This window comes from Lactobacillus rizhaonensis (assembly GCF_036246345.1).
GTDB lineage: Bacteria > Bacillota > Bacilli > Lactobacillales > Lactobacillaceae > Lactobacillus > Lactobacillus rizhaonensis.
Window position 1 is genome coordinate 77,890 of the sequence record NZ_BTTV01000004.1, and the last position, 17,397, is coordinate 95,286.

Annotated in this window: 17 protein-coding genes; 10 read left to right on the forward strand and 7 right to left on the reverse strand. The window is 36.8% G+C overall.

From position 1 onward, the window contains the following. Window positions 1-138 precede the first annotated feature (138 nt). From AAA915_RS06260 to lepA, 5 genes are all read left to right on the forward strand, one after another. On the forward strand, window positions 139-552 hold the full coding sequence (locus AAA915_RS06260) for a cupin domain-containing protein (protein ID WP_338200390.1): 414 nt from the start codon (window positions 139-141) through the stop codon (window positions 550-552). Window position 553: 1 nt separating this feature from the next. After that, window positions 554-871, forward strand: coding sequence for a carboxymuconolactone decarboxylase family protein (locus AAA915_RS06265; protein ID WP_338200392.1), 318 nt, complete (start codon window positions 554-556; stop codon window positions 869-871). Between the two features lie 191 nt (window positions 872-1,062). Beyond that, on the forward strand, window positions 1,063-2,031 hold the full coding sequence (locus tag AAA915_RS06270; protein ID WP_338200394.1) for an asparaginase: 969 nt from the start codon (window positions 1,063-1,065) through the stop codon (window positions 2,029-2,031). 89 nt (window positions 2,032-2,120) lie between these two features. Further along, the gene (locus tag AAA915_RS06275) at window positions 2,121-2,807 is read left to right on the forward strand and encodes a TetR/AcrR family transcriptional regulator (RefSeq protein ID WP_338200396.1); all 687 of its coding nucleotides are present in this window, start codon (window positions 2,121-2,123) and stop codon (window positions 2,805-2,807) included. A gap of 1 nt (window position 2,808) precedes the next feature. After that, window positions 2,809-4,623, forward strand: a complete 1,815-nt coding sequence (gene lepA / locus AAA915_RS06280; protein ID WP_338200398.1) for a translation elongation factor 4 — start codon at window positions 2,809-2,811, stop codon at window positions 4,621-4,623. Window positions 4,624-4,800: 177 nt separating this feature from the next. Here lepA and AAA915_RS06285 read toward each other — a convergent pair whose 3' ends face one another. Both AAA915_RS06285 and AAA915_RS06290 read right to left on the reverse strand, forming a co-directional pair. Then, window positions 4,801-5,565: a hypothetical protein gene (locus tag AAA915_RS06285; protein WP_338200400.1), complete on the reverse strand. Its 765-nt coding sequence runs from the start codon at window positions 5,563-5,565 to the stop codon at window positions 4,801-4,803. Window positions 5,566-5,567: 2 nt separating this feature from the next. Further along, window positions 5,568-6,110: a Panacea domain-containing protein gene (locus AAA915_RS06290; RefSeq protein WP_338200402.1), complete on the reverse strand. Its 543-nt coding sequence runs from the start codon at window positions 6,108-6,110 to the stop codon at window positions 5,568-5,570. A 354-nt stretch (window positions 6,111-6,464) separates the two neighbouring features. Between AAA915_RS06290 and AAA915_RS06295 the strand changes: the two genes are divergently transcribed. Then, window positions 6,465-6,743 (forward strand): helix-turn-helix domain-containing protein, encoded by a 279-nt coding sequence (locus AAA915_RS06295; RefSeq protein WP_338200404.1) that lies wholly within the window; start codon window positions 6,465-6,467, stop codon window positions 6,741-6,743. 80 nt (window positions 6,744-6,823) lie between these two features. Here AAA915_RS06295 and AAA915_RS06300 read toward each other — a convergent pair whose 3' ends face one another. Continuing rightward, window positions 6,824-7,516: a 2,3-diphosphoglycerate-dependent phosphoglycerate mutase gene (locus AAA915_RS06300; RefSeq protein WP_110446606.1), complete on the reverse strand. Its 693-nt coding sequence runs from the start codon at window positions 7,514-7,516 to the stop codon at window positions 6,824-6,826. Window positions 7,517-7,674: 158 nt separating this feature from the next. On the opposite strand from AAA915_RS06300, the gene AAA915_RS06305 reads away from it, so the two are divergent. The 4 genes from AAA915_RS06305 to AAA915_RS06320 all read left to right on the forward strand — a co-directional run bounded on the left by AAA915_RS06305 (window position 7,675) and on the right by AAA915_RS06320 (window position 11,447). After that, window positions 7,675-8,472, forward strand: a complete 798-nt coding sequence (locus tag AAA915_RS06305) for a DUF6612 family protein (protein ID WP_338200407.1) — start codon at window positions 7,675-7,677, stop codon at window positions 8,470-8,472. A gap of 345 nt (window positions 8,473-8,817) precedes the next feature. After that, window positions 8,818-9,582 carry a hypothetical protein gene (locus AAA915_RS06310; protein WP_338200409.1) on the forward strand — a complete coding sequence of 255 codons (765 nt, stop codon included), beginning with the start codon at window positions 8,818-8,820 and terminating at the stop codon, window positions 9,580-9,582. A gap of 35 nt (window positions 9,583-9,617) precedes the next feature. After that, window positions 9,618-10,388 (forward strand): hypothetical protein, encoded by a 771-nt coding sequence (locus AAA915_RS06315; RefSeq protein ID WP_338200410.1) that lies wholly within the window; start codon window positions 9,618-9,620, stop codon window positions 10,386-10,388. 93 nt (window positions 10,389-10,481) lie between these two features. Next, window positions 10,482-11,447 carry a Gfo/Idh/MocA family protein gene (locus AAA915_RS06320; RefSeq protein ID WP_338200412.1) on the forward strand — a complete coding sequence of 322 codons (966 nt, stop codon included), beginning with the start codon at window positions 10,482-10,484 and terminating at the stop codon, window positions 11,445-11,447. 144 nt (window positions 11,448-11,591) lie between these two features. On the opposite strand, the gene AAA915_RS06325 is transcribed toward AAA915_RS06320, so the two are convergent. From AAA915_RS06325 to AAA915_RS06340, 4 genes are all read right to left on the reverse strand, one after another. Further along, the gene (locus tag AAA915_RS06325) at window positions 11,592-12,362 is read right to left on the reverse strand and encodes an SLAP domain-containing protein (RefSeq protein ID WP_338200414.1); all 771 of its coding nucleotides are present in this window, start codon (window positions 12,360-12,362) and stop codon (window positions 11,592-11,594) included. A gap of 229 nt (window positions 12,363-12,591) precedes the next feature. Beyond that, complete coding sequence (locus AAA915_RS06330; RefSeq protein ID WP_338200416.1) at window positions 12,592-14,073, reverse strand: SLAP domain-containing protein; 1,482 nt, start codon at window positions 14,071-14,073, stop codon at window positions 12,592-12,594. A 186-nt stretch (window positions 14,074-14,259) separates the two neighbouring features. Beyond that, complete coding sequence (locus AAA915_RS06335; protein ID WP_338200418.1) at window positions 14,260-16,089, reverse strand: cation:proton antiporter domain-containing protein; 1,830 nt, start codon at window positions 16,087-16,089, stop codon at window positions 14,260-14,262. Window positions 16,090-16,219: 130 nt separating this feature from the next. Continuing rightward, window positions 16,220-17,374 carry an SLAP domain-containing protein gene (locus tag AAA915_RS06340; RefSeq protein WP_338200420.1) on the reverse strand — a complete coding sequence of 385 codons (1,155 nt, stop codon included), beginning with the start codon at window positions 17,372-17,374 and terminating at the stop codon, window positions 16,220-16,222. Window positions 17,375-17,397: the final 23 nt, after the last annotated feature.

Here is a 17,397-nt window from a genome sequence, read left to right on the forward strand (position 1 = left end):
ATATATTATTCAGAAAAACAATAATCAATTATTAATAAATATCAATTAGCTTACGTTTACTGTTAAAATAACTTGACTTAAAGTTCACGTTAAGGATTAAAGTAATCTTATTAAATCAAATATAAAGGAGTTAAAAAAATGGACGACCATAAAAGTGATGTGCAAAATGGTATTTTTGCTTTAGGCGAAAAAAATACTGCTTATCAAAAATATTTTAAGGGTCAAAGTTACCTGCAAAGTTTAGTCAATGATCCTGATATTAATGTCAGCGTCTCGAATGTTAGTTTTGAACCCGGCTGCAGCAACAACTGGCACCAGCATATTGGTGGCTTTCAAATTTTACTGGCTACTGCTGGTGAAGGCTGGTATCAAGAAGAAGGCAAGCCGGCACGCAAATTGCATCCAGGAGATGTAGTCGTAGTTCATGACAGTGTCAAACATTGGCATGGTGCTACTAAGAACAGTTGGTTTGCACATATAGCTATTACTGCAGGAACACCTAAATGGCTGGAACCTGTTACAGAAGAAGAATATGAGAAACTGGAGGATTAAAATGAAAAAACAGACTGCTGGTAGAGATAAATTAGGTGATTTTGCTCCTAAGTTTGCGGAATTAAATGATGATGCTTTATTTGGCGAAGTTTGGTCAAGAGAAGATAAATTATCTGCACGCGACCGTAGTATGATTACCTGTGCTGCATTAATGGCACAAGGAGCTTTTCCCCAGCTTAAATCACATATGATTATAGGAAAAAAGAACGGTATTACCAAAGACGAAATGGTGGAGTTGATTACTCACTTGGCCTTTTATTGTGGCTGGCCTAAAGCATGGTCAGCATTTGGCCTGGCGCAAGAGGTTTTCGCTGATTAAAACTTTTAATTTAAAGCAGCTGGTCTGTTTTGCTCATATAATCTCCAAACTTGTCCTAAATTTGAGGGTCATATCACTGCTTCGTCCAGCTGCTTTTTTGTCCAAAAACTTTGACCTTTAAAGGTATCAGCAGCTGAAAATTTGTGTTACTCTTGATGGGTATTAAAAGAAATTGCGGGAGTAAAACGATCATGAGCAAAAAAATTTTAATTTTACACACTGGTGGTACCATTTCAATGTCAGAAGATGAAAATGGCAAAATTAAACCCAACAGTCAAAATCCATTGGCTGATTTGTCTTTAAACGTTGATGATGACGTTCAATTAGTTACAGAAGAAATTTTTAATTTACCCTCACCCCATATGACTCCTGAGCGCATGTTGCAACTTTCTTTGCGTATCCGCCAAGCTGAGGCAGAAGGCTTTTTTGGCGCAGTTGTAACTCACGGCACTGATACTTTAGAAGAAACAGCCTTATTTTTAGATCTGACTATTTCCAGCAAAATGCCTGTAGTAGTAACCGGGGCCATGCGTTCTTCTAACGAAATTGGCAGCGACGGCCTGTACAATTTCAGGACTGCAATTATGGTGGCAAGCTCTGATACTTCCATTGGTAAAGGTGTTGTAGTAGTCATGAATGATGAAATTCACCCGGCACGCTATGTCACTAAAACTCATACCACAAATGTAGCTACTTTTCGGACAGCCACTTTTGGTCCAATTGGCGTTGTTTCAGAAGGTCACGTCAATTATGTGCAAACTATTAACCCGCAACAGCACTTACCTATTGATCATGTCGTTTCAAATGTCTATCTGGTGAAAGCATATGCAGGAATGGGACCAGAAATTTTTCAAGCCTTGGACAAACCGACAACTAATGGAATAGTAATTGAAGCTTTAGGTGCCGGCAACATGCCACCACAAACACTGCCAGCATTACAAAAATTGCTTGATAACGATATTCCGCTAGTATTAGTTTCACGCTGCTTTAACGGTATCGCTGAGCCAGTCTATGATTACGAGGGCGGCGGTGTCGGTTTGGCCAAAATGGGTATTATCTTCTGCCGCGGCCTTAATGGGCAAAAGGCCAGAATTAAACTTTTAGTAGGCTTAAGTGCCGAACTTCATGGTGAACAATTAAAGAAATATATTAATAATTAAATATGAGTTAAAGCCAGCTGCATAAGTAGCTGGTTTTTTGCTTGCAAAAATTAATAATTATTTGTAAAATGACCGTTGGTCATTATTGAATGAAAGGAGTAGAAAATATTATTATGTATGTCTTAACTCCCAAAGAAAAAGAAGCCAAAAAGCAGCTAATAGCAGCTGCTGCCAGTAAATTATTTCAAAAAAATGATTTTAACCAAATATCCATGGCGCAAATTGCGCATGAATCAGGCGTAGCCAAAGGCACATTATTTAATTATTTTAAAACCAAAGAAAACATCTTTATGTATCTGCTGCTTTCTGGTTATCAAGACTACCTTAAGGAAGTGCTCCAGCGTTTTCAAAAAGCTGAAAATATCACTTCTTGGAATGATTTTGCTGCTTTTTTACTAGAACAAAATCACTTGTTAATTCATCAAAGGCCCGATTTATTACGGCTTAACGCATTACGAGGGCCAATTTTAGAGGCAGCAGCTGACAGAGAGCAAACTTTGGCCGGTCGGGAAAAATTATATGAAATAAATCGGCAACTGGGTCAGGTGATCGCTGAAAGAATCACACTGTTAAACGTTAAACAGGCCAGTCACCTTTTTATTATTCAAAGCGCCATAATTAGTGGTCTCATGAATATGATGAACCTGGACGAATTTCACCACGACCAGTTACCCGTTAATTTTAAGGGATTTCAAATTGACCTCGAACAAGAAGCCAATCAAATAATGTTATTTTACTTACAAGGATTGCAACAAAAACTGGAGGGAACTAAATAAAATGAAACTTGCGAATATCAGAAATTTTGCCATAATCGCTCACATTGATCACGGAAAATCAACCTTAGCTGACAGAATTATGGAACAAACTGATACTGTGAGCAAAAGGCAATTAAGTGACCAACTACTCGACAGCATGGAAGTTGAACAAGCTCATGGAGTAACAGTTAAGTCACGCTCAGTGCGTAACTTTTATCAAGCAGACAATGGTCAAGAATATGAATACAATTTAATCGATACACCGGGACACGTTGATTTTTCTTACGAAGTTTCTAAAAGCCTCGCTGCCAGTGATGGTGCTATTTTATTAGTGGACGCAACCCAAGGTGTGCAAGCACAAACGGTAGCTAATTTACGTTTAGCTGTAAAGCATAACTTGACCATCATCCCTGTTATTAACAAGATTGACAATGCGGCTGCTGACGTTGCGGCTACAGAAGCTCAAATACGTGCCTTGCGCCCAGAATTTGCAGATGTGGATATTTTAAAAATCTCTGCTAAAACCGGAGAAAATGTTCACCAGGTATTAGAAGCTATTTATCAAAAAATTCCAGCTCCCCAGGGAAAACCAGATGCACCCCTTAAGGCTTTGATTTTCGACTCGCAATACGATTCCTATCAGGGAATTATTGCCGATGTCAGACTAATCGACGGCCAGTTAAAAAGCCAGCAAAAACTGGAATTAATGCAGGGCGGGAGTACATTTAATGCTCAAGCAGTGGGAATCTTCACGCCAGATATGAAGCCGGTAAAGGAATTAAATGCGGGAGAAGTCGGCTATATTGTGACTGGGATTAAGGATGTTGCCAGCGTCCAGGTTGGCGATACCTTAACCGCTGCAGAAAATCCTACTAAAAATGCCATTCCCCACTTTAAGCCAGCGCAGTCAATGGTTTATGCCGGTTTTTATCCTAAAGGAAATACCAGCTATGAGGCTTTAAAGCAGGCTATTAGTAAGCTAGCTCTCAATGATTCAGCTTTTCATTACACCCCAGAACAGTCTGAAGCTCTCGATGCCGGCTTTCGTTGCGGCTTCTTAGGTATTTTCCATTTGCAAATAATCCAGGAGCGACTGCGCGATGAATATCATGTAGAAGTGCTGACAACTGCTCCGAATGCCACCTACCATGTTTATCTCAAGCAGCCTCAGCCTAAGCAGGAATACCTCACCATCACTAACCCGGCGAAATTTCCTAATTTTTCTAAAATTGATTATGTTACCGAATCTTATGTCAAGGCAGTAATCACTACCCCAAATGAATACTTGGGTGCAGTCATGAAATTATGCGACCAGCATTTTGGGGAAATGGTGGACTTGGATAATCAACAAGATTTAGTCACATTAACATACAAATTGCCAGTGTCTGAAATTGCCTATGACTTTTTTAACAGCTTAAAATCAATTACTCATGGCTTTGCGACTCTTGATACGGAATTTCTGGATTACGAACTAGTAGATGTAGTCAAAATTCAAATTCAGATTAATTATGCCGCTGTTGATGCTCTTGACATTATTGTGCCACGGCAAAAAGCCGATTTAATTGCTCATAAGTTAGTTAAAAAATTAAAATATACGGTTCCGCGTCGTTTATACCCAATGCCTGTGCAGGCAATGGTGGAAAACAAAGCAATTGCTAGAGTTGACGTGCCACCTTTACGTAAAAATGCGGCTGTTAATGGCGAAAAAAGAAGTATCTCGAAGAAACAACAACTTTTACGCAGACAAAGTTTAAATAAGAGACAAGCTGTTAAAAGTGACATTAAGTTGCCGCAAAGCGTATTCGATGCTATCTTAAATATCAATGAACCGGATTAGAAAACATATCCAATAAAAAGCCAAAAAGTCCCCTTTTGTTAGACCTACAGTCTAATTAATAAGGGACACTTTTTGATTAAACCACTCAAATAATAACTCTACTTTAGTTCAACAATATTCTCTAACTGTAGTAACTAGGTAACTGAGTTTTGACATAAAAGATACTTCTTGTAAAAGTTAGTCTAGCCAGTTTACAAGTTCTTTTTTTATTGCCTTTCTACTTACTTTCTTTTGAAACAATTCTTTTAAGGAACAATTAAAGTCTTTTACTTTTTTATATTCTATTTCATTTATCTCGTCACGAGATTTACCCTTAGTAGGAACAGGACAAACCAAATGATGTGGATCCAGCAGAAAAACAATTAACCAGCTTTCTTCTTTTTCACTATTGATATTTTCCACATCATATACGGAAAAAGCTCTAAATTTTCCTTTACCTACCCCATCACTAACCTGAGTGTATTCATTAGTAATATAAGATTCATATATTGCATATTTTTTAAAATCAATATTAATGCAGGCACTAAAGATTGCATTAATTCTCTTTCCATTTTTCAAAGACAAATTAATCAATCTCATTCTTTTATTAACTACTTCAGAATTGCAAAAAATATTTTCAAAGTTAATCCCAATCGAATCATTATAATTCTCCATTGAGCCATAAATATAATTTGTAAAGAAAAGATTTGCTATTTTTAGACTGTTTAAACAACAATGTAAGAAGGCTACTTTAGGTTTTATTGATTGGGCATTTAAAGGGAACTCAATTTTTTTGACAGTTGAAGAAAAATCTAAGCCATCAAGGTTAGAACCACTGTTCACTTTTTGTTCATCTGTTAAAAAGTTCAGGCCATTAAGCTTTTTATTAGATTGAGATTTCTTATCTTGATTAAAAAAGTTCAAATTGTTAAAAGACTTATTTGAACTTTTATGTTTCTTCATTTTTACTCACCTATATAATTGATATAATCCCGTTTTATTTGGTTACTATCAATTTTACAGTGTTGCTCATTTTCGTTATACGCGTCTTTCCAAGCCTTGTCTTTATGAGATCTCTGAACTAAACCGAAATCATTTACTTCATTAATCTGATCTACTAAATTATTAATAAATAATAGAACTTCTCTCTTCTCAGATTCAGTAGTAGAAATTTTATCTTGAATTTCTTTTGAATTAAGTTTCTTAATTTCATCGCCTTTATAAGCCGCATATACTTTATTTATGACTGGACCGTATCTCCATGCTTCAAAGTCAGGCTCAAACAGCTCAGGAGGGTAAGCACCATCTTGCAGGTCAAACTCGCTTTGATCATCAGTACTGTACTGAATATTGCCGTATGTAGCTGAATAAAAAGCCCACAAAAAATACAAGGTTTTTTGAATTTTCAGTGGTGTAGGATTATCTAGTCTATATTCTAAATACCCAGCTAAATCTAATACGTTGTCAAAAACAAATTTTGCGGTTTTTTTACCAGCTGTTTTAGTCATATGTATGCACCTTCTCCCCTTCAGTAAAACCAAGAAATCTAGATTTCTTGGTTTTACTATAACACTATTTTGCCTGAAATTAGTGTGAATTAGGTAAATTTATACAAAACTTACGTTCTGTCCGTATTTTAAAAAACAATCCAAAAAATTGCCATATATTTAGACAAAACATTAAGTAAATAAATTTAAACCCGATAGCATATATGCTACTATGTTAAAGAAACAGAGAACTTATGATTAAAGAAATTATCTTTGGATATTATGATAAAAAGAGCTTAGAAAATTTTTACATAGTTTTGTATAAACAAGGAAGTCGTAAAACTATTCGGAAAGATATTCTAAAGAGGAACAAAAATGAAAACTGAAACTGAAAAAATACTTGATGAATTAACAAAAGACGATTCAAAATTAAAAGAATATGCTGAACAATATGGTCAGCAACTGGACGCTTCAGTTGCAGTTACAAAATTACGTAAGCAAGAAGGGCTTAGCCAACAAGATTTAGCAGTTAAAGCAAATGTAAGTAAATCAACTATTGCTAGAATTGAAAATGGTACAATGAGTCCCACGTTAAAAATGCTAGGCAAAATTGGCATGGCTGTTGGTAAGCATCTGCTTATTTCCTATAATTAATTTTGCTTATCAACAACTTAGTTACAGATACTAAAAATTCCTAACCACGAAGGTTAGGAATTTTATTTTTCAGCTTAAAATTAGTCGTCTAACTTCTCTTTGTTAGTGACATTCAACTTGTCATCAAAGGTGTAAACTACAGGTTCACCGGTCTTCATTTCCAAGTTCATAATATCAGCGTCAGAAATGTTTTCAATGTATTTAGTCAAAGCACGAAGTGAATTACCGTGAGCGGCAATAATGACATTCTTACCAGCCAATAGGTCTGGTGCAATGTGATCTTCCCAGAATGGCATAACTCTCTTTAAGCAAACCTTTAAGTTCTCAGTCCGAGGAATAATGTGCGGGTCAAGGTCAGCGTAACGACGATCGTGAACTTGACTGTACTTAGAATCATCCTCAATCTTTGGTGGTAAAACATCGTATGAACGACGCCAAATGTGGACTTGTTCATCACCGTACTTGTCAGCAGTAGCCTTCTTGTTTAAGCCTTGTAAACCACCATAGTGACGCTCGTTTAATCTCCAGGTCTTAGTTTCGGGAACCCAAAGTTGGTCGCTTTCTTCCAAAGCATAGTGCAAAGTCTTAATGGCACGAGTTAAAACTGAAGTATAAGCTTGGTCAAATTTCAAGCCGTGTTCCTTAATTAACTTACCCGCATTCTTGGCTTCTTCAACACCTTTTTCTGATAAATCTACATCAATCCAACCAGTAAATTTATTTTCAAGGTTCCATTCACTTTGTCCGTGACGAATCAAAACTAATTTTGACATGAAATATCTCCTTTGCAAATTAAAAGTTTCACTTATTATTTTACACATTTACATTTTGTTTTCATAGGTTTTAGGGTTAAAAATCGTTTTTTAAATTCAAGTTTTAAGATACAATAGAAATAATAATGATTATAAGAAAAGAGATTATCTAACTCGTTATGAAAATAAAAAAACTAATGCTGGGCCTAAGCTTAATGGCAGCTTTAATTGCTGGAGGTTGCTCAAAGCCAAAAAAGCAAAGCGAACCAATTTTAACTAAAAGCCAAGTAATCAAATGTTCACAGAAATCTTTTAAGAGTGGTCAGGCAAAACAAGTTATCACTTTGGGTACTGACACCTCCAACCAAGTTGTTGCTACCACTGCCCTTTTTGGAGGCAGTCCCACCGTTTTTCAACTTAATTCCCAAACACAGGTGAAAGGTAAAACCCAATCTGCACAAGAATGGGTTGATAATTCCAATCATATCTATATTAATGGTGAAAGTAATTGGTACAAGACCGACTTTAACAAATTAACCGGTCATTCATACGTTGATTTATTAGACTCCATAGTCAACAACCCCATGTTAATGGATCCGCCCGCATCTCTTACAAAGGCTTATAAAATGACGCGTAAGGGGCAAACATATACGTTAGATGCAACAGTTAAAGACCAAAAGACCATAAAGAAGGCGCTTGACCCGATCTTTGTCACTAATAATCAAAGTTCAAAGCAACAAACGATTTACCGTAAAATAGCTAAAATAGGAAAAATTCAAGGTATGACCGCAAAGCTAGTGGTTAAAAATAAGAAACTTTATACATTTCAATACTTAGTTAAAATTAAAGTAAACAAATTAATGCGCTTCAGTGCCGGTCAAAGTTACGGCAACATGGGCAGCAGGGACTTTTTAAAGATTCCCAATAATGCACTTAACGCTAAGCCATTACCGGAAACAAATAAAAAGAAGAAATAAATATTATTAATAATGTGAACCCTAAAATCAGCATAGTTTATGAGGCTCTAGTTATGGACTTACTTCCGCTATTAAGTAGAAGCTAGTCCTTTTAATTTATAAAAAGGCTGAATAATGAAATGAGTCCAGCAAGTTATCTAACTTGCTGGACTCTTTTTATGACCAGATTATCTAAAAAATCAAGCTCTACCACCAATGGAAACAGGACTTTTCAGATTCTTATTTGACCAAGACCGGTTGTGCAGACTTTTATATAAAAGTTTTAATAAAAAATTAACCATAAAAGGTATACAAAAGTTTTTTTTAATTTAAAATATAGGTATCTTAAAAAAGGAGATGTTACCAATGAAATTTAAGAAAATTATTTCGGCTTTGCTGTTATCCGTCGCCTTAGTTGGTGGTGGGCTATTTCATGCCCAGTCAGTAGAAGCAGCCTTAAACAAAAAGCAGGCCATTGCGATTATTGCAAAGGATGAACAAAATCCCACTAGTTTGCAAATGGAACAAACAACAACGACCAAATATAGGAAAAAGACTACAACTACCACAGAACAATCCGTTTTTAATAGTCAAAAGGGATTATTTCACATCATCAGCACAACAAAAACTGGAAAGAAAACTGAAACTACTGAGCAATGGGTAGATTTAGACAGCAAGCGCCTTTATTCTAAGCAAAAAGGCCAGTGGCAGTACGATACCTTACCAGACTTTTTGATTACAGAACTAAATAAACTAAAAAATAGTAAAGCGCTCAAGAAATATAATAAGAGTATTTACCAGGAAATGGGCAAGAACGCCAAAATCACCAATAATAATGAAACTTACACGGTTAAAGGTAAAGTTAGCGGTAAGAAATTATTACGAAGTACTCTAGGGATTCTAGGTCAAGCAAATACAAAATCCTTACTAAAGAGTTTTAAATTTAGCAATTGCAAGTTTGTTTACACCATTAAGGATCAAAAAGTTGTAAGTACCTATGTTAGCCTTAAAGCAAGTTTCGCCAAAACTATGCATGTTAAAGTAAAGCAAAGTAAGAGCAATTTTGGTGACTTTAACGACTTACAATTACCCGATGAGGTTAAAAACGCACCGGCTAACTCGTTAAAATAATATAAAGTGTTTTTAATAATTAAGAGGTATTAATCATGAAATTTAAAAAATTAATTTCTGCTGTTTTATTATCTGCTACCCTTGTTGGTGGCGGTTTGACTCATGCCAAAACAGTTGATGCTGCTTTAAATAAAAAGCAGGCTATTGCGATTGTTAACAATAAAAAGGCGGAACCAACTAGTGGCCAATACGTTTTCACCACTAAGATTAAAAGTGGTAAGCAAAAACTGGGTTTTGATGCACATGGTGCCTTCACTACCAAGCCTCAACTAGTGCAATCTATTACTACCGTCAGCGCTGGCAAAAACAAAGGTAAAGTAGAACAATGGGTTGATATGACTTCTAACCGACTTTATACCAAGGTCGATGGCAAATGGCAATATACAACTCTCGCAGACAGTGAAGCAGCTCAGCCGGACATGCAAAAATATGAAAGTACAATTAAGAAATTTACCAAGAGTGTTAAGCATGATTTTTATAAGAATGCCCGTCTTAGTCATAAAAAAGGCGTTTATACTCTCAAAAGCAGCGTCAGCATGACTAAAGCAGCCAAACTTTTAAACCAGATTTTTAAAGATTATAAGGTAGATACCAAATCTTTCAAAAAACACGTTAAACTCAGCAAATGCTACATTACCTTCACTCTTAAAGACAATGAAGTAACAGACTATGCTGTTTCCTTTAAGATGAATTATGATAAAAAGACACCTGCATCGTTCAAACTTAAAATGTTTGGCTTTGGTAGTTCTGACTCTTTAGCTCTTCCTGACGAAGTCAAAAATGCGACCCCAGCTACAACTAAATAATCTAAAATGATAGGTTCTCCAGATCTATTCGATGAGATAAAATAAGGGTGTTAACTCTTTTAAATATTTTCACCAGTAAATTGGAGGTCCAAAATGAAATTAGGTATTATTGGCAGTGGTAAAATTGTCCATGACTTTTTAACCACTGCTGCTAAAATTGAAAATTTGGAACTAGCAGCAATTTCTACGACTAAGCGCAGTCGGCATATCGCTGAAGATTTAGCTAAGCAGTACGGTATTAACGAGGTTTTTGCGGATAACGATCAGTTGTGCAATGACGACAATGTAGACACTGTTTACGTCGCCGTACCTAACTTTTTGCATTATGACGTTGTAAAAAAAGCCGTTTTGGCTGGCAAAAATGTTATTTGTGAAAAGCCCTATGTTGAAACCGTTGCTCAAGCTCAAGAACTTAAAAAAATAGCTGATGATCATAACGTAATTATTGTTGAAGCTATTACCAATATTCATCTGCCAAATTATAAGGAAATCAAACGAAAATTAACCAAAATAGCGCCTATTCATATCATCTCTCTGAACTATACACAGTACTCTAGCCGCTATGATGATTTCTTGCAGGGTAAGATTGCTCCCGTTTTTGATCCAGCAAAAGATGGTGGTACTTTAATGGATTTAAATATTTACAACATTCATTTAGCTGTTGGTCTTTTTGGCAAACCGGAAAAGGTGCAATATTACCCAGTGATCCAACAGCATATTGATACTTCCGGTATACTTAACTTAGTTTACCCAGATAAGCAAGCTGTTTTGATTGCTTCAAAGGACAGCTATACTACGCCAAGATCCTTTATTGAGGGTGAAAAAGGCACTATCTATTTTGATGGTTCAACGGGTGTAATCAAAAACTTTACCATTGAACGAAGAAACGGTGAAAACAGTGAATTCAACTTTAACCAATTTGATCATCGTATGGCGAGTGAATTTACAGACTTTGTTAAAATTATTGACAATCACGATACCGTTGCAGCTGACAAATTGTATGATCATAGCGTAGCTGTGATGGCTGTTCTAGCTCAAGCAAAAGATTCGATCAAATAAATAAAATTAAAAGCGCAGTTACCTCTAATTTTTAGAGAAACTGCGTTTTTGAATGTAAAAAGAGACCTAAAAGTCCGGTAATACATTTTAGTATTTATCAGGGATACCATTTAGGTCTCTTTTGCTAGTAATATTAAATATTATTTACTTTGAAGGAGTAGTATTAGCGGATGAACTGTTAGAGCCGGTTGAACCATTAGAACCAGTCGAACCGTTAGAACCAGTCGAGCCAGTTGAACCGTTAGAACTAGTCGAGCCAGTTGAACCGTTGGAACTAGTCGAGCCGGTTGAACCATTAGAACCAGTCGAGCCGGTTGAACCGTTAGAACCAGTCGAGCCGGTTGAGCCAGTGGAGCCGTTGGAACTAGTGGAACCGGTTGAACCAGTTGAGTTAATTGGCGTAACGTTTGTCTCGTCTTTAGCTAAAGCACTTACTTTAATGTATCCAGCTGAAGTTGAGTAATACTTCTTACCCTTAATTTTAACAGTACCACCATAAACGGTAACTTTTTGGCCTTTACGAACTTTGCTCTTCTTTAAAGCCTTACCACTTCTGGTTACCAAAACTGTGTTTTTAACTACTTCAACAGTTTTGCCATCAACATTAACGGCTTTAATATATTGGTTTTTGCCAATCTTATAGTATACTTTGCCTTTAACAGTCTTTTTGCCAAGAACACTAACCTTTTGGCCAACCTTAACTGTTACCTTAGTTTTAACTAACTTCTTGCCCTTTTGCTTGTAAACAGCAGAATTTGCACCAACTTTTTTAGTTTTATTAGCTTTTTTAGCAGCACTAACTTCAGTTGGAGTACTACCTAAAGCATTGACAGGCAATTGATTTACGCCAACTGCTAACAATGTTGCACCAGCTACAGAAACTATCATTTTTCTATAAAAACTATTTTTACTCATATTGAGCCTTCCTTTTTCCATTGACAACATTTTGACGTACTTAGTTAAAAATTAAGAACGCTATAACTCCTATTGAGTTACATGGCTTATATTTTAGCACTATGAAAAAAGATTATAAATATTAATAAGTTAATTCTTTAATTTTATTTATAAGTCGGACTAAAAATTGATGACACTGTTTCTATAAATAATTTGCTTTTCCAGCAACTGAAATATTACTGTTATATTGTTATGGCATCACAGCCACGGCCGAATAAGCAGTAGTTTTTTCAAAGGCTGCTCCTAGACCAATTGTTCTAGCATCCGGATCAAGCAATATGTCCCGATATTTCCCGTCCCTAGTTATATTATTGTTAAGATATTCGTAAAGAATGCTGCTGGCAACGTCTTCCGTTGATCCACCATCAAGTGCAAGTTCTAGCATGTTTGTAGTGCGATTAATAGTCCACTCCCACGAAAAACTAGCAATACATTCTCCCAATATTGGACAATCAATGCCCCTTTCTTGAAAAGCCTTTTGTAAAATAGACGTTCCAGATTTATCATAAAGTCCAAAATTCTTGATTAAATCCTGGGCACGTTCTTGAACAATCTTGTCATAAGTAGGGTCTGCTGTTAATTCGGTTAAGCCACGACTAACCCGCTCCTGATTAAGTTCCTTTAAAAAAACTTGTCTAAATTTACTAGGTGAAAATTCATTTGTGTGAGAATCTGAGACATTCTCATTGGCAGCAATAGGATCTGGTAAATTATTTGAAGCTGTATTCTGTGATGCATCATCAGAGGTATTCGGCTGATCGGGATTCCTCTTGTCTTCTGGAGTTTTAGGCTCAGAGGTATTTTTATCATTAGTTTCCGTTTCTTCCTGAACTACATTAGCAACGTGTGCATCTGCAAAATCATCCGCATTATGTGGATTTTGTGCAGTATTGATATCACTATTGCTTTCAGACTTATCGGAGTTCTCTACCCCATTTGCACTAGATGCGCTGTTAATTTGGCTATTATTAATTTTATTCTGAGTAGTCTTATCCACATTAGGAGTAAAACTATTGCTTGGCGTATTATTCAAGCCGGAGCCATTAAATACCAAAATATTGGTATTTTGCGCCTTATTATAATCATTACCTTTTGCCAATTCGTTAGTAGTATTTACTACAGGTGGCAGGGTTTTAATTTCCTGCTTAGTTGATTTCACCGCCGAATTTATCTTGGCTAACACACTCTTCCTGATGTAACCGTGTCTAGTGGAGTAGCATTTCTTGCCCCTAATTACTTTTGGCGCACCAAAAATCCTGATTTTTTGTCCTTTGTGAATTACTTTAACTTTTTTACCATTTCGAGTATAAAGTACCGCGTCTTTGGTTACCTGACAAATCTTGCCTTTAATATTAACGGCTTTAACATATTTATTTTTACCAATGCGATAAAAAAGTTTACCTTTGACAGTTTTTTGGCCATAAATACGTACTTTTTGGCCCATCTTGATAATTTTCTTAGATTTAAGCAGCTTTTTGCCCTTGCGAACATAGACAGCGGAATTGGCTCCGACCCTTTTTACTCTACTGGTCTGACCATTTTTCTTTGCCGCGCATACTTTTTCCGGCATGGTATTTAAGAGGTTCGGTGGCGCTTGCTTTAAAAGCCCTGTCAGTAAAGTCACTGTGGTCAAGGAAACAATCATTTTCTTGCAAAGATTATTTTTACTCATATCTAAACCTTTCAGTATTTAAAAATGAAAATTATTATAACTATACAAGAGTCTATTTTAACTGAAGATTAAAATAGACTGTCAGCCACTTTTTAATTTTTGTATCATTTTCTAGCCCAGAAAAATTCGCAATTAAAAAGGACTGATTGCCAAAATCAATCCTTCTTTAGTCAGTATAATTAGCAATTATTTTTTGCCTATAACTTTGCGAATATGATCGGCCGCCTGATATTTTGCGGTGAAAATCAGTTCATCACCTAATTCAATGACAGTGTGACCGTGTGGCACCAGCCATTCTTGACCACGACGAATACGACTGACAGTGATGTCATGAACCACATCACAGTCCATCAGTTGCCGACCAGAATACTGTGTATTGCGAACAACAACAGAGTAAACCGCATTTTTAGTATCACTCAATACACTGTAGAGAGCAGGCGATTCTATTAGTGCCCGTAAGAGTGCGGAAGTAATATTACTTAAGTCAAAGACTTCCATGCCGTTTTTGCGCAATTCCTTGACCCTGGCAATATCAGCACGCTTTTGACAAATAATAATGCGCTTGAAATCACCCTTCTCTTTTGCCAGCTGTCCTAGTCGCAAATTAGTATCGTCAGACCTCATGGCTGCAACGAAAATATTACCAGTAAAAGCACCAGATTGTGCTAGATTTTCACTATCCAATTGAGATAATAATTTTAGCTGCGGCACGCGGCTTTTATAAATATTATAGTGTTCGTTACTGGTAGTAAACATCTTAACCGAATACCAGTTATCATGCAGGTTGAGCATTACGGGTACAGTCAGAGCATTAGTGCCCAGAATCACAACTTTTTCCTTAATGCGATCTTCAGCTTTCAATTTAAAAATGGCGTTAAATAAAATCGGACACAGAATGCAGACGATCACAGCAGCCAGGATAAAAACATCTGATTGCAGCCGCGTAATAACGTTTAATTTACGTGCTACTGCTAAAGTCGGAAGGACTATAGTAATCGTAGTTGCAGTTAAAAAGCCACCGGCAATACCATTTCTGCTGCCGAATTTTTGAGCGTAAACCAGGGCAACAGGTGCTTTAGCCAAGAACAGAAACAAAACTAATATTGGTAATAAAATCAGTGACTTTGGGTGAGCCAAAAGTGACCTTAAATTAAGTTTTACTCCCGTCATGATAAAGAAAATAGGAATGAAGAAGCCATAGCCAATTGAGGTTAACTTATCCGCTGTTTCCTGACTGGGCTCTAACAATTTCATGACAATGCCGGCTAAAAACGCCCCCAGAATATTTTCCACTCCCACTCTCTCAGCTACCGTAACTAAAGCAAATATTAGAAAGAAGGCTAAACGGACATCTAACTGAGTAGTTGATTTTGTCACCTTCACAAACCACAAGTACGGCTGCTTAAAGCGCCACAATAATAGAATGGCAACGCCAAAGAGCAGAATAATCAGCCACAACTGCTTAGTGTTACCACCATTAATAGCTGCATAAACCGTTAAGAGCATTAAGGGAATTACTTCCCCTAAAACCGCAGTTAGTAAAATTGTCTGACCGATAGGCCTGTTTAAAATATCCTTTTCCTTTAAGGTAGCAATCACCACGCCCAAAGCAACAGTCATAAAAATGATAGTTGCAAGCATAACGTCCCCAAATAAACCCAGCATCTTTAACAATAATGCTAGGCAAATAGACAAAATTGTCACACCTAAAAAGGCGTTGAGTGCAACTTTAAAAGGAGCGATCTGGCCCTTTTTCCTTTTGGTCTTTTGCCCCGGTTTTAACAAGTCAAAGTTAATTTCCATTCCTGACAAAAACAACAACAAGATTACGCCTAAATTTGACAGAAAAGACAGGTCATGAGTCGGCCGGACGAGATTAAAGCCACTTGCACCTAAAACAATACCAACAATAATTTCTGCGACTGCAGTCGGAACTGCATTAACCCTTAAACGCGCCATTAATATAGGCACTACCAGCGCAAACAAAACAACTAAGAATAAAGACAACTGTGCCACAAGGAATGCCCCCTCATTTATTCTTAGTCGATTATACAAGAAATTGCCAAATGAAGAAAATAATACGGGTAAGAAATAACAAAATGACCCCCAAACTTGGGGGTCATATCATAACCTGTTTCTTTATTTGCTATTTAAAATTGGCTGCTTTGACAAAGCGGTTGGTATCAATTGGGTAGTACATTTTGCCACCAATATTAATGCGGCCGCCGTAAGTACGAACAGAAGTACCACGTAAAAGTTTTGAATTATCACTACGAATTCCGGTAGTATCATAAACATAAGCATTATGAGTTAAAATTCGCTTAGTACCAACAATGTTGCTGGCAACAACGTATTCATTTTCACCAATTTGCAAGTACTTTTTACCGTTAATGACTTTCTCTTGCGCTACAGTCACAACGGTCCCTGCAGTTTTCAGTGCAGCAGTAGTACGATTGCCCTGGGCATCATAAGTATAGGCATCGTGCATTAAAGTCTTGTTGCCAGTTGGTGCCTGAGAGACGGGGTCAGAATCAGTGTTAGAATCAGAAACCACCGGATCATTTGAGCCAACGTTATTATCGGGCACTGTGGTATTAGAAGTTTCAGCCGCTTGCAAGTCATAATAATATTTGAGCAGGGAGAAGAAATCATTCATCGAATAGCCCCATTTTTGGAAGTAGCCATCCGGATCGGTATGATTGGTACCACCTAAAAAGCGGGATACAGCGTGATGAGACCAAATAGTTCCCGTGCCCGTATTTGAAGCATTCACCGGCGTGATGTTATAGCGGTGCAATAACTTAGCGGCATAGATAGCATCATTATTGACGCTTTTAGCAAATTTATTGCGCGTATTTTCCCGACACAGTTCAATTTGGATAAAGCGATTGTTGGCAATTGCGCCCGCACCCCAAACGCCGTAGTTGGGCGTCATCATTTGAATAACTTGCTTACTGTCGACAAAGGCGTGAACATAGGAGTACATATTCATCCATTCACGGTTGAAGTAAATGGCTTCGTTATAGGCAGAGGCTCCAGGGGTAGCTGTCTCATGGATGACAATACCTTCAGGTGTTCCTTGTCGATACTTGATTTTATTGCCTTTAGCGTAAAATTTGTTATACTTAATATTCTGTGTCTGCAACATTTGATACAAAAATGTTTCGCCGACATAACTGTTTTGTTTTGCGATTGAATTAATTGAGGCAGCTTCAACTACCTGTGTGTGATTAACATTAAAAATAGGTGCAACTAAACCTACTCCGATAGCAATAGTAGTTATTAGTTTCTTTATCTTCATCTAAATTTTCATTCCTTATTTCT